Genomic DNA, 13,282 nt, shown 5'->3' on the forward strand with positions numbered 1-13,282 from the left:
CGGGATTTACGATGCGCCCGTGGCTACCCGGACCGACCCACGCGGCATCACCCGGCGGCGACCAGGACGGATGAAGATCAGGATCCCCGAGGCGGGACCGCTGGACCAATTCTTCTTCATCGTCGCCGGCATCGCCGCCATCGGCATGACCATCTATCTGCTCCGGCAGGGATTCCGGTGGAGCTGGTCCAATTGGCTGTTCTTCATCCTGTTCTGGGCGATGGCTGCCTATCTCACCCTGCCGCGGTTGCACCGGATCCTCTCCGACATCTATGTGCCCAACTACTTCATCGGCCGCACCCGGACCAGCGACGGGCTACTGGGTGATCCGATCAACCTGGCCTTCCGCGGCGAGGAACTGCAACTGCATCAGGCGCTGCGCAAGGCCAACTGGACCCTGGCCGACGAGCTGACCCTCAAGTCGGCGGGCCGGATCATCGTCTCGACACTGGGCCGGGACAGCTACCCCGAGGCGCCGGTGTCGCCGTTGCTGCTCTTCGGACGGCAACAGGACTTCGCCTATCAGCAGGAGGTGGACGGCAGTCCGGGCAAACGGCATCACATCCGCTTCTGGAAGTGTCCCGACGACTGGCTGCTTCCGGGCGGGCACCGGGTGGACTGGCTGGCGGCCGCCACCTACGACCGAGCGGTCGGGCTGAGCCTGTTCACCCTGCAGGTCACCCACAAGATCGACGCGGACATCGACGTTGAACGCGATCACGTCACCCGCACCCTGACCGAAGCCGCTCCGGGCGTCACGATCACGCTGTTGGAGGACTTCACCACCGGCTACCACTCCCGCAACGGCGGCGGCGACTCGATCCACACCGACGGCGACCTGCCCGTCGTCGAACTGCCCGATGTCGACGAGACACCGTTGGAGGGTCGGCACCACCAGGAACGCACGCTGCGCCGGCTCGGCCTGCTCAACGCCCTTGCCGAGACCCGCGAATCGCAGCGGCGACCGCTGTCCATCCTGGGCAGTGCGGCGCTGGTGCTGGGCAGCGCGGCAACGCTGATCGCGCTGGGTCTGCTCGACTTCATCCAGACCGGAGAGTTCCGGCTGCTCATCGCCGCCAACCTGCCGTGGGCCCCAATCGGGTCGATGGTCGCGGCGACGGTCCTCGTTGTCGAGGTGATCCTGATCGTGTTGACGCTGCGCGGCAGCCAGCCTGCCCGGTTGGTGTTGATGGCCCTGCTGGTGGTCACCATCTCGGTGGGCGCCGTCGATCACCTCGGCTGGCTGCCGTGGCGACTGGGCACCAATGTGTTGGCGATCTGTCTGCAGATCGCCGGTCTGATGATGTTGTCCAGCCATTCCTCGCGGGAGTACGCCGTCGCCGCCCGGCTGCTGCGCAAGCAGGCGCAGGAACTTGCCCAGCTGGCGTCCGGGACGCAGTCCGATCCCGTAGGCCGCCGCTGAACCGCGGGACCGGATTCAGGTGTCGGAGGGCTCCAGCAGGACGAAGACCGACGACAGCAGGCCGGTGCGGGCCGGCACCGGGATACCGTTGTCGGCCAGTTCGGCGCTGCTGTGGGTCGACCTGGTGCCGGTGAAGGGGTCGAAGAGTTGGTACCGGCGGTCGGCGGCAAGACCGCGCGGCCGGACGAAGGTCTGCCCCGTGCTTCCCGGCAACCCGAAGGCGGCGAGCAGATGGTGATCATCGGCACTGAGCTGGAAGGCCGGCGTCCGTTCACCGCGTCCCCGGCGCAGCGGTTGGCCTGTCAGCCGATGCAGCACCCCGTCCCGCACCAGTGGAGCGACGTGATGGGTGAACACGGTCACGTGGCGGCGCAGCGATTCCCGCTGGTCCGGCCGCAGGTCGGGCAGCCGTAGCGAGACGCCGAAGCGGTGCAGCATCGCCGCCCTCAGGGTGGCGTCGAACTCCTCCGGGCTGAGCCCGGCGAAATCCAGCTTGGCGGGCGGGTAGTCGCCGCGCCACTGGGACCAGGACCAGTGCAGGATCGATGCCGGGGGCAGCATCAGGCTGGCGCCCCAGAGGACCTGCAGATGATGTTCGGTGTAGTCGGGGTCGGACAGGAAGGTGCAGTGCACATGCCGGGCGAGCCCGAGATCGGTGCGCAGCCCGCCGGAGGAGCAGGCCTCGAGGACGACCTCCGGATGGGCGACGCGGAAGTCGTCGAGCACCTGGTAGAGCCCGAGGTAGTGCCGGTAGAGGCCGTCGGCGGCGCCGTGGCCGTGGTCGGTGCGGGTGCAGCCGGCGTCGGGATCGACGTTGAAGTCGAGCTTCACCCACTCAGCACCGGTGCGCTGCACAACGCTCTCCAGGCTTTCCCGGACGAACCGCCGTCCCTGCTCGCTGCCGCAGCAGACGTAGCCGAGGAAGGTGGGGTCGTCCGGATCGAGCGACTCGGTCCCTACGCCGTACGAGCGGTCCGGGCGCCGGCCGTCGACCGCCAGAGCGAGGATCTCGGGCCGCTCCCGCCGCAGCCGAGCGTCCCGGCCGACCGCTTCGGCCTCGATCCAGATGCCTGCCCGGACGCCGGCCCGCCGGATCCGGGAGCCGAGTGCAGCCAGCCCGGCCGGGAACCGGATCTCGTTGACCAGATCCCAGTCACCCCGGCAGCGCGACCAGAAGCTGCCGGCGTCGGACGGACCGAACCAGCCGGCGTCGACGGTTGCGTAGCCGAAACCCAGCTCTGCGGCCAGGTCGGCGTTGGCGGCGATCACGTTCTCGTCCACTTCGGCGTCCTCGTACGGCCACCAGTGGTTCCACTCGACGTCGAGTCGATCCGAGGCCGGTGACCGTGGCACCCAGTCCGACCCGACGGCAGCGGTCAGTTCGACCGCCGCGGTCTCGAGGTCGGTGCCGGCGGCGATCACCACGGACGGGGCGATGATGCTGTCGCCGGGGCCGATCTCGGTCTCGAAGAGCCAGTTGGAGATGCCGGCGGTGAGCGTGCCGCCCTCGGTGACGTCGACATGCCAGTTGCCGCTCCACGCCGGAGCGACGACCAGCCCGGCACCGTCGCGTTCCAACCCGACCCAGGGGCTGTGGCCGTGCGCCGAACGGCCGGCCCGCGTCTCGAACCAGAGGTCGACGTCGGTCTCACCGTGTTCCGGCCGGTACTCGTCGCCCCAGGCCGAACGGAACGCGAGCGTACGCCAGCTGCCGCCCATCAGGCGCGCCTGGAGCGGGTCCATCCGGGCGACGGCCACGGGATCCGCGCCGGTGTTGGTAAGCGTCATCGAGAGCTCCCACACCGATCGGCCGGCGAGTCGACGGGCGGTCCAGCTCACCGCGATCCCGGTGTCCCGGACACGGCCGGAGACGAGCAGCTGATCATCGGCCGAACCGGTGATCTCGGGATCCTGGAGTTGATCACGTCGGGCCCGGTCGATCTCGAGCCGGACCGGCGCAGGTCCGGCGAGCGCCGGGTGGCCGTCGATGTCGAGGAGCAGACCGTCGTCGGCGGTGACCCGCAGCTGGGTGGTCATGATGTCGGGAGTTTCCTTCCGGGATTGATCAGAGACCTACTTCGACGAGCCGATCGAGATGCCCTCGAGGACGTACCGGGAGGTCAGACCGAGCAGGACGATCGGGACCGAGGCTGCCACCAGCAGACCGGCGGAGACCAGCGGCTGGTCGTTGACGTACCGCTGCCCGATCATGGACAGCGCCGGGGTCAGCAACCGCTTGCTGTCGTCGGGCAGCAGGATCAGCGCGTAGAGCAGTTCGTTCCACATGCCCAGGAACTGCAGCACGGCAAGCGTTGCCAGGCTTGGCACGGTGACCGGGACCGCGATCCGTGCCACCGTGCGGAGGAATCCGGCGCCGTCGACCTTGGCCGCGTCCAGGATGTCGTCGCTCAGCGCACGGAATGACAAGGTCAGGAAGAAGACCGCGAACGGCAGATTCGTCGCGGTGTAGAGCAACATCAGACTCGCATAGCTGCCGACCAGGTCCATCGCCGACAACAGCAGGTAGATCGGCAGGATCAGCACCTGGCTCGGGATCAGCATCACCGAGACGAACGACCCGGTGATGATCTTGGCACCCGGCGGGTTCAACTTTGCCAGGGCGTAGCCGGCGAGGGTGGCGAAGAACAACACCAGGCAGGTGGAGACCGAGACGACGAAGATGCTGCGCAGGAAGGCCGGACCGGCGCCGTACCCGCTCCAGATCACGGTGAAGTTGTGCAGCGTCCAGTGTCTGGGCAGACCGAGCGGATTCTCCAGATAGTCGAGTCTGGTGCGGAACGCGGCGATGCCGAGGAAGAACACCGGATAGATGATCGTCGCGGCCAGCAGGCACAGGCCGACGAAGATCGGCACACGCGCCGAGCGGTTGAGGGTCGGGCTGGTCATGGTTTCAGTCGCTGTGTCTCAGTCGTTGTCCTGGATGCGGAAGACGCGGTTCTGCAGCACGGTGAGCAGACCGATGAAGATGAAGAGCAGAACCGCCAAGGCGGCTCCGGGTCCGAGATTCTCGCTGCCGAAGGCTTTCAGATAGACGAGGTAGTCGACGGTCGTTGTGGCATAACCGGGGCCGCCGGCCGTCATGACGAAGATGAAGCCGAACAGCGAGGTGAACGTGTAGAGCACGTTGATGATGAACACGAACCCGAGCTCACGCCGGATGTTCGGCAGGGTGATCCGCCACAGCCGTCGCCACCAGCCGGCACCGTCCAGGGCGGCCGCCTCGAAGACCGTGGTGTCGATCGCGGAGAGCCCGCTCATGATCAACAGCGCCTGGTAGCCGAAGCCGGACCAGACCAGGGCGATCACGATCACCCAGATCGCCAGGCTGCCGTCGGTGAAGAAACTGATCCGGGTGCCGCCGAGCGCTGCGATGATCCCGTTGACCGCGCCGTAATAGCCGAAGATGCTTTTGAACATCACGCCGATCACCACGATCGACAGCACGTTGGGCAGGAAGAAGATGATCCGGAAGGTCTTCCAGCCCCTGATCTTCTCGAAGAGCAGCACCGAGACGATGATCGAGAAGAAGATCACCAGGGGCACCGACACCAGGAACTTGATGTTGTTCAGAAAGACCTGGTGGACGAGCGGATCGGTCAGGATGTTGCCGTAGTTCTTCAGCCAGACCCATTCGAAGTCGACTCCGTCGGTCTTGTTGAAGGAGATGAACAGGGCGTAAAGGACGGGATAGATCATGAAGCCGACGACGATCACGAACGCCGGGGCGACCGCTGCCAGCCCGATCCGGCGGTCGCGGCGACGCCAGGGTGCGGTCGGCCGCGTCGCCGAGGCGTCGGACCGACGATCAGTCGCGCCCAGCACCTCCGAGGCGGCCCCGACCGAGGTCAACCCTGCTCCGCAGCGAGCGCAGCCTGCAGTTGCTGGACTGCCGACTGCGGTGTCGTCTTGCCCAGGAACGTTGCCGCGTCGAGCCGGTAGTACAGGTCGATCACCGACTGCGGCATCACGTTGTCGAAGGGATAGACGATGGTGGAGGTCGATTTCAGGGCCTCGGCCTGCTGTTTCAGCAGCGGATTCTTGATCACCGACGTGTCGCCCTGCTTGTTGCTCGACCCCTCGGTCTGCGTCAGTTTGACGTAGAGGTCCTGGGTCTCGGGCTGCGCGAGGTACTTCAGGAACTCGGCTGCCGCGGCCTGGTGCTCGGAGTAGCGGGTGATCGAGATGGCCACCTGCGGGCCGCCGGCCGCGACGTCGGTGTACTTGGCGCCGTCCTCCATCGGGATGAACGACCAGCCGATGTTGTTCTTGAATTTCTGGTACATGCCCACGTCGGCCCAGGTGCCGGAGAAGTAGATCGGCGCCTTCCCCTGGATGAATCCGGTGTCGGCGTCGCCGTTGGACACCTCGCCGGCGTCCTTGTTGGTCAGCCCGGTCTTGAAGAGCTCGGACCAGGTCGTGTACGCCTTGAGCATGGCCGGACCGTCGATCTTGGTCTTGCCCGAGTACATGTCGGTGTAGGCCGGCGCACCAAGATCACCGGCGGCCAGCGCGGCCACCACCCAGGCGCCGACGTAGCCCTCCAGATCGGCGACGTAGAAGGCCGGCTTGCCGGTCGCGTCGTGGTACTTCCGGCCCTCGGAGATCAGGTCCTGCCAGCTGCTGGGCTGGTAGTTGGGGTCGAGGCCCGCCTGCTTGAGCAGCTTCTTGTTGTACCAGAGCGTGAAATAGGTGCCGGAGCCGTACGGGAGCGCGAGCAGGCTGCCGTTGGGGTCGTAGTCCTTGCGTACGGTGTTCAGCCCGTTGAACCCCGACAGCGTGTCCTTCCCGAGCACGTCGTTGAGGTCGACGAAGTACTTGGAGAAGGACAGCGTCGGTCCGCCCGTGTACTGGATGCGGATGTCCGGGCCGTTGCCGGCGATCGATGCCGCCTTGAACTGGGCGGCGTTGGCGCTGATGTCACCACCCTGCTCGACGATCTTGACGGTGATGTTCTTGTGCGTCGCCTCGAAGTTCTTGGCGGCCTGGTGCAGGAACGAGTCGGACTTGGCCGAGCCGTTGTCGTTGGTCTTGGCGAGCAGCCCGGTGTCCCAGATGAGCAGCGTCTGCGGCTCGTCTGCCGAAGCGCCCTTGTCCGAGGACGCGGAGCATCCGGACAGCCCGACGGTGAACGCCGCCAACACGACGACAACAACCGTCGCCCTCAGTCTTGCCATCGACCTGCGCAGTGTCATCCGTCTCACCTCAGAGCTTCATCGACCCAGTGCCTGACAGCGCGAATATATACTACTTTTTATGGAAGCTGAAGCAGTGTCGTCCCACCTTTTCTACTGACACGGGGATCTGGTGAACTGCTGGCAAGCAGTCGGTCGGTCTTGCGCGGACAAAAATATGATCTAATGAGGCCGAACGGGGACAGGAGGCGAGAATGCGGATCGACGCCGTCGACTTCTTCTACGCGTCCATGCCCGAGATCACGCTGGATGCCGACGGCAGCCAGGATGCGCTCCTGGTGCGGGTCCGGTCCGGGAACGACGAGGGTTGGGGCGAGTGCGAGGCGTCGCCGGTGACGTCCATCGCAGCGTTCGTGACTCCGCGGTCACACGGTGTGTGCCGGCCGATCGCCGATTCTGTGCTGGGTCAGCGACTGGATTCGGTCAGCGACATCGCCCGGATCACTGCGCTGGTGCGGCGCAACAGCATGGACCTGCTGCAGGCGGCGCACACCTTCTCCGGCATCGAGATCGCTTTGTGGGATCTGTTGGGCCGCCGCTTCGGCGAACCGGTCTGGCGGCTGCTCGGCGGGCGCCGCGCCTACCCCAAGGTGCCGTACGCCTCCATGCTGTTCGGCGCCGACGCCCAGGCCACGCTGGAAGCCGTACGGGAAGCGGTGGCTGCCGGATTCCAAGCGGTCAAGGTCGGTTGGGGCTCGTTCGGCCAGGGTTCGGTCGAGGCCGACGCCGAGCAACTCGCCGCTGCCCGTGAGGGGCTCGGACCGGACGGCCTGCTGCTGGTCGATGCCGGACAGATCTGGGTCGACGACGTCGCGAGTGCGGCGGCCCGGCTGCCCGCGCTGCAGCAGTCGGGTGCGACCTGGATCGAGGAACCCTTCCTGCCGCTGGCCTATCGGGCCCACGCGGAGTTGGCGGCACACAACAGCTCGGTCGGTATCGCCGGTGGAGAAGGAGCGCATTCGGCGCACATGGCGACCAATCTCATCGACTACGCCGCGGTCCGCTTCGTGCAGATCGACACCGGGCGGATCGGCGGCATCGGTCCCGCCAAGGCGGTCGCCGACTACGCCGCGGCCCGCGACATCGCCTTCGTCAACCACACCTTCACCAGCCAGTTGGCGCTCTCGGCGTCGCTGCAACCGTTCGCCGCCCTGGCCGACCACCGGATCTGTGAGTTCCCGTTCGCACCCAGCGAACTGGCCCGCGCCATCACCTCCGACCAGTTGGAGATCGTCGACGGGGAGCTGCAACCGCTGGACGCTCCGGGGCTCGGTCTGCGGGTCGACCTGGAGGCGATCCGGCCCTACCTGCACCAGGTGGAGATCCTCGTCGACGGTCGCCCGCTGTATGCTGACCACCACCTCGGCGGGACCCCGGTGGGCAATTCTGAGCCGTGAGGAGCGCTGTGACCCAGGTCGACGGTGATGTTCCGACCACCTCCGGCTATGCCATGCGAGGCCGCCAGGGCAAGATCATCGAGGCGATCGGACGGGACATCATCGGCGGCCGCTACGGGCCGGGTGACCTGCTCCCCCGCGAGACGGAGCTGATCGACCAGTACCGCACCAGCCGCACCTCGCTGCGTGAGGCGATGAAGGTGCTCGCCGCGAAGGGACTGGTCGAGTCCCGGCAGAAGGTCGGCACCCGGGTCAGGGACCGGGAGTTGTGGAGCGTCTTCGACAGCGACATCCTGCGCTGGCAGACGTCGACCGGTAACGCCGAGGGCGTGATGCGCGACCTGATCGAGCTCCGTCAGATCCTGGAACCCGCCTCGGCCCGGCTGGCGGCCGGCCGGGCCGGACTGGACGATCTGCGTCGCATCGAACAGGCGACGACGCGGATGATCGCCAGTGCCGAGGAGCACGAGGAGTACGCCGCCAACGACGTCGATTTCCACCTGGCCGTCTACGCCGCCTCGCACAACGAGTTGCTGAGCCGCTTCGGCCGGCTGGTCGCCGACTTCATGCGGCTCAGCTTCGACGTGCAGCAGCGGGCCCGGGCCCATGCCGTTGTCGACTTCAGCGAGGACGCCCGGGCGCACGCCGCGGTCTTCACCGACATCAACCGGGGTGACCCGGCGGCCGCCGCCGAATCGATGCTTGCCGTCGTCCTCGACGGCAAGAACGCCCTGATCGAGGCGCTGTCGACCCTCAACCAGAGCGATCAGGGCTCGGTCCGGTCCTGAGCCACGCACTCAGGTCTGCGACGGCCCCGAGGTCGTCCCGGCACTGCCGGAACTGAGCACCCGGACGTTGCCGGCGTACGGGATGAACGTCGACTCGTGTCCGTCGTCCCACTTCACGTGGAGCCGGTCGGCGTCCTTGCCGATCACCTCGCCGCACCGCCTGGCACGCCCGAGGGTCTCCGACTCGACTTCGATCCGGTCGCCAACGTTGATCATCGCGGTCACCTCCTGCGAGAACGTCGTTGTCCTGATACCAGGTGACTACCAGCCTGACCTGATCGTCCGGCGGGTGCAAGGGGTAGGCGAGGAGACCGCGTCAGGGACGGGGTCTAGCTGGAGAGCCACCCGAAGTAGAAGAGCCCGACGCCGATCACCATGAACAGCCCGGCCAGGATCCAGAACCTGATGGTGATGGTGACCTGTTCCCAGCCCTTGAGTTCGAAATGGTGGTGGATCGGGCTCATCCGGAAGATCCGCCTGCCGTGGGTGACCTTGAAGTAGGCCCGCTGGATGATCACCGATCCGGTCTCGATGCAGTAGAGGCCGCCGATGACCACCAGCAGCAGTTCGGTGTGGGTCAGGATGGCCAGTGCTCCGAGGGTCCCGCCGATGCCCAGCGAGCCGGTGTCGCCCATGAACACCCGGGCCGGTGACGCGTTCCACCACAGGAAGCCGACCAGGCTGCCTGCCAGGGCAACCGCGACGATGGTCAGGTCGAGCGGGTCGCGAACCTGGAAACAACCACGGGCCGCACCGACGTTGTGGCAGGCCTGCTTGAACTGGAAGAAGCCGATGAAGATGTACGCCGACAGGGCAAGGATGGTCGCGCCGGTGGCCAGGCCGTCCAGACCGTCGGTGACGTTCACCGCGTTCGAGACGGCGACCGTCAGGAAGTTGATCCAGATGAGGTAGAGGATCACGCCGACCACGGGCCCGAGCCGCATCAGGTCGAGCCAGCTGACGTCCCGGATCGCCGAGATCGCCGCGGTCGCCGGAGTCAGCCCACTGTCACTGTCCCGGAAGAACAGGGCCAGCAGCGCGAACACCGTCGCCACCAGGACCTGGCCGCCGACCTTCTGCCAGCCGGTGAGCCCGAGGCTCTGTTGTCGGCGGGTCTTGGTGAAGTCGTCGACGAAACCCACCGCGGCCATCCCGACCATCATCAGGACGACCAGCAGGCCGCTGGCGGTGAACGGCGTGTTCGGGCCGACCAGGTGGCCGAGGAAATAGCCGCCGACCGCCCCCAGCACGAACACCAGACCGCCCATGGTCGGCGTACCGCGCTTGATCTGGTGTGTGGTCGGACCGTCCACCCGGATCGGCTGCCCCCACCCGAGACGCCGCACCAACCGGAGGAAGGCCGGCATGATCAACAGCGTGAACGCCAGTGAGAACGCCCCGGCGACAAGAAGTGCGATCACCAGACTCCCCCTCCGCCTACGGCGGCACGGGAGCGGGCAATGGGGGGCAGGCTCGCGGTCATCGCGGGAAAGCGTACGGGTACCGGGCGGCGAACCTTGAACCCACCCGCCGAGGCACCGGCAGACCGTTACCGGTTCGAGGCCTTCCCCCGGCCACCCCCTTCCCGCACCAGGTGTTGCACCCCGCACCAGGTGTTGCACCCCGCACCAGGTGTACAGGGTGCGGCGTGCAACAGGTGGTGCGGGAAGGGTCGAGTCGGCGGGACTGGCATGATCGGTGGTGTGTCAGACCAGTACGACCACCGACTGCACCGGGTGGGTCACGACGACCTCACCGAGGACACCACCCAGACTGCGGGGATGCGCCGCCGGGAGGCGATCTCCGGCAAGTCGGTGGGCTCCAGCGCGATCTGGATGGGCGAGACGATCGTGCCGCCGGCCACCGGATCGGGCAACCACCATCACGGTGAGTCCGAGACCGGGATCTACGTGGTCTCCGGACACCCGGAGTTCGTCTTCCTGGAGAACGACCAGGAGACCCGGCTGACCACCTCGCCCGGCGACTTCGTCTACGTCCCGCCGTGGGTGCCGCACCGGGAGGAGAATCCCGACCCGCAGATCGAGGCGGTGGTGGTGATCGCCCGCTCGACGCAGGAGGCGATCGTGGTCAACCTCGACGACCTGGTCTGGGTCGGCCCGGTCGCCGTCGGCCGATCCGAGGACCAGCCGACCTGGCACGCCTACGAGCAGGCCGCGGTCAATCGAGAAGCTCCCGAGCGCTGATCGGCCGTCCGGAATCGAGCCGGTCCAGACCGCGCTCGGCGATCGTCTCGTACCAGTCGACGACCGCCCGGTCGTAGCCGTGCCGGATCGTCCATTCGACCTGGCGCAGACTCATGTGCGCCCACCACCGCCGGACGTCTTCCACCGCCGCGCAGGCCAACTGCTCCACCACCCGTTCCACACCGGACCCGTCCAGCCCTCGACATTCGGTCCCGGTCCGTAGTCTGATGCTCAGGTCGAAGCTCAGGGTCACCAGTGCGAACCGCCGGTCAGCGCGCGCGACGCCGTCCCAGTCGACCAGGCCGCTGATCCGGCCGCGGTCGACCAGCACGTTGGCGGGATGGAAGTCCAGGTGGACCAGGTCGTTCCCGGATTCCGGTCGGTCATCCGGTTGTTCGGCGGCGATCGCGCGGATCCTGGCCAGTAACCGCCGGCTCCGATCGTTATGGCCGGCCAAGGTCTCGTGCAGGCAGAAACCCGGTCCGCTCGAGGTGAGGTAGAGCTCGAGGTCGACTCCTCCGTCGCCCAGCCCGGTGAACCTGTCGACGAGGTCGAGCAGGTCCCCGACCAGCCGATTGTCGACGTTGTCCGGCGGCGATCCCGGCAGTCGTTCCTGGATGATCACCCGTTGCGTACCCAGATCGACGATCTTCTGGTACGCCGGAACGGGCAAGCCGGCAGCGGCAGCGCCGGCCAGCAGCCGACCGGTCCGCTGGATCACGTCGACCGGCGCCGCGGACCGGGTCAGCACCCCGGTCCGGCCGTCCGGCCACTGCACGTACGCCGCCCCGACCTCGCCGCGATCTGCGAGGCCGGCCAACCGGAGGCTCGCGCCTGTCCGGTCGTTCACTGCGGCGATCAGTCCGGCAGGGGACAGCGTACGTAGCCGGATACGGCGAACGGCGTAGCCGAAGTACCGCCTCAGCGCCGACGCCCCGGCGGTCGTCGAAGAGAACGATCAAGGACATGGATCATCCCGTGAAGGAGACCGCCATGACCACCCCGACAACTTCCACCCATCCCAGCCACTCCGGTCAAGCCGTCGAGCCCGCCGCGGCCGTCGAGGCCCGCTCGATCGCCGACATCCGTTCCGCCGTATTGCAGGCCCGCCGCCGCGGGCTTCCTGTCGCCGTCCGCTCGACGGGGCACGGCTCGCTGGTGAGCCCGGACGGAGCAATGCTGATCAGCACATCGTCGATGACCGGAGTCGATCTTGATCCGGACCGCCGCATCGCCCGGGTCCGGCCCGGCGCCCGCTGGTCCGATGTCATCGCCGCCGCCGAGCTGTACGGGCTGGCGCCCATGTCCGGTGACACCCCCTCGGTCGGCGTGGTCGGCTACACGTTCGGTGGCGGCGTCGGCTGGTTGGCCAGACCCTATGGGTACGGTGCGGACAATCTGGTCAGCGCACAGCTGGTGACCGCCGACGGCGAACTTGTCCGGGCCGCAGCCGAGGAACATCCGGACCTGTATTGGGCGATCCGCGGTGGCGGCGGCAACTTCGGCATCGCCACTGAACTGGAGATCAGGCTGGCGCCGGTCTCCCGGGTCATCGCCGGCGTCGCCTACGCCGACATCGATCGGGCAGCGGAGGCGCTGCAGTGGTTCGGTGATCATGCGGCAGAGTTGCCGTCGACCTTCACCGTCGCGCCCCGCCTGCTGCGCACCTCTCCGCTGCCGCAGCACGCCGGCCCGGTGCTGGCGGTCGGCGCCGTCTACGCCGGTGATCTCGATTCCGCCGCGACCGCGTTCAGCGGGCTGCATGCCATGATCGGCGCCCCGCTGTACGACGACTTCGCCGTCAGGCGCTATTCGGGGATCGCCGTCCCCGGCACCCGACCGCAGGGCTTCGAGATGTATCGCGAACTCTCCGACGGGTTGATCAAGACCGCCGTGGACAGCGTGATCGACGAGGACGGTGGGAACGCCCTCGAGTTCCGGCACTGGGGCGGTGCGACCGCGCAACCGGCACCCGGCGCCGGCCCGGTCGGCCACCGGGACGTTCCGTTCTCGATCAAGATCGACGGCGGTCCGGAGGTCGTCGCCGCGCTGGCCCCTACGGCCACCGGCGGGAAGTTCCTGAACTTCCTGGCCGACCCGACGCAGACCCGGCGGGCCTATCGGATGCACGACTGGTACCGGCTGCGGGAGGTCAAGCGACGCTGGGATCCCGACAACATCTTCCGGATCAATCACAACATCCCGCCTGCGTGACGGCTGCCGACCGGGACCTGGCGGTTGGCGCCGGCCGACGATC

Annotated in this window: 12 protein-coding genes; 5 read left to right on the plus strand and 7 right to left on the minus strand. The window is 67.4% G+C overall.

The genetic code is table 11. From position 1 onward, the window contains the following. Positions 1-19: 19 nt before the first annotated feature. On the plus strand, positions 20-1,423 hold the full coding sequence (locus tag GJV80_RS07945) for an LssY C-terminal domain-containing protein (RefSeq protein WP_230208240.1): 1,404 nt from the start codon (positions 20-22) through the stop codon (positions 1,421-1,423). 15 nt (positions 1,424-1,438) lie between these two features. Here GJV80_RS07945 and GJV80_RS07950 read toward each other — a convergent pair whose 3' ends face one another. From GJV80_RS07950 to GJV80_RS07965, 4 genes are read right to left on the minus strand one after another with little or no spacing between them, the layout of a single operon-like run. Beyond that, entirely contained in the window at positions 1,439-3,460 is a 2,022-nt protein-coding gene (locus GJV80_RS07950; protein WP_154687434.1) for an alpha-galactosidase, read from the minus strand. Positions 3,461-3,496: 36 nt separating this feature from the next. Next, complete coding sequence (locus GJV80_RS07955) at positions 3,497-4,330, minus strand: carbohydrate ABC transporter permease (protein ID WP_154687435.1); 834 nt, start codon at positions 4,328-4,330, stop codon at positions 3,497-3,499. Between the two features lie 18 nt (positions 4,331-4,348). After that, positions 4,349-5,293, minus strand: a complete 945-nt coding sequence (locus tag GJV80_RS07960) for a carbohydrate ABC transporter permease (protein ID WP_154687436.1) — start codon at positions 5,291-5,293, stop codon at positions 4,349-4,351. After that, positions 5,290-6,636, minus strand: a complete 1,347-nt coding sequence (locus GJV80_RS07965; RefSeq protein WP_154687437.1) for an ABC transporter substrate-binding protein — start codon at positions 6,634-6,636, stop codon at positions 5,290-5,292. The genes GJV80_RS07960 and GJV80_RS07965 overlap by 4 nt, the downstream gene beginning before the upstream one ends. Positions 6,637-6,830: 194 nt before the next feature. Between GJV80_RS07965 and GJV80_RS07970 the strand changes: the two genes are divergently transcribed. Both GJV80_RS07970 and GJV80_RS07975 read left to right on the plus strand, forming a co-directional pair. Continuing rightward, positions 6,831-8,033 (plus strand): mandelate racemase/muconate lactonizing enzyme family protein, encoded by a 1,203-nt coding sequence (locus GJV80_RS07970; protein ID WP_154687438.1) that lies wholly within the window; start codon positions 6,831-6,833, stop codon positions 8,031-8,033. 8 nt (positions 8,034-8,041) lie between these two features. Then, the gene (locus GJV80_RS07975) at positions 8,042-8,821 is read left to right on the plus strand and encodes a FadR/GntR family transcriptional regulator (protein ID WP_230208241.1); all 780 of its coding nucleotides are present in this window, start codon (positions 8,042-8,044) and stop codon (positions 8,819-8,821) included. Between the two features lie 9 nt (positions 8,822-8,830). Here the strand turns inward: GJV80_RS07975 and GJV80_RS07980 are convergent, their stop codons facing one another. Beyond that, complete coding sequence (locus GJV80_RS07980) at positions 8,831-9,037, minus strand: DUF1918 domain-containing protein (protein WP_154687439.1); 207 nt, start codon at positions 9,035-9,037, stop codon at positions 8,831-8,833. Between the two features lie 113 nt (positions 9,038-9,150). Further along, positions 9,151-10,242 carry a phospho-N-acetylmuramoyl-pentapeptide-transferase gene (mraY, locus tag GJV80_RS07985; protein WP_154687440.1) on the minus strand — a complete coding sequence of 364 codons (1,092 nt, stop codon included), beginning with the start codon at positions 10,240-10,242 and terminating at the stop codon, positions 9,151-9,153. A 282-nt stretch (positions 10,243-10,524) separates the two neighbouring features. Between mraY and GJV80_RS07990 the strand changes: the two genes are divergently transcribed. Further along, positions 10,525-11,025, plus strand: a complete 501-nt coding sequence (locus GJV80_RS07990) for a cupin domain-containing protein (protein ID WP_230208242.1) — start codon at positions 10,525-10,527, stop codon at positions 11,023-11,025. On the opposite strand, the gene GJV80_RS07995 is transcribed toward GJV80_RS07990, so the two are convergent. Next, positions 11,000-11,875 carry a phosphotransferase gene (locus GJV80_RS07995; protein ID WP_195909236.1) on the minus strand — a complete coding sequence of 292 codons (876 nt, stop codon included), beginning with the start codon at positions 11,873-11,875 and terminating at the stop codon, positions 11,000-11,002. The genes GJV80_RS07990 and GJV80_RS07995 overlap by 26 nt on opposite strands. Before the next feature lie 143 nt (positions 11,876-12,018). Here GJV80_RS07995 and GJV80_RS08000 point away from each other — a divergent pair, with 143 nt between their 5' ends. Beyond that, a complete protein-coding gene (locus GJV80_RS08000) occupies positions 12,019-13,239 on the plus strand; it encodes an FAD-binding oxidoreductase (RefSeq protein ID WP_195909237.1) in 1,221 nt (406 codons plus the stop codon). Positions 13,240-13,282 lie beyond the last annotated feature (43 nt).

The sequence above is a fragment of the Microlunatus sp. Gsoil 973 genome (assembly GCF_009707365.1).
In the GTDB taxonomy this organism is placed as follows: domain Bacteria; phylum Actinomycetota; class Actinomycetes; order Propionibacteriales; family Propionibacteriaceae; genus Microlunatus.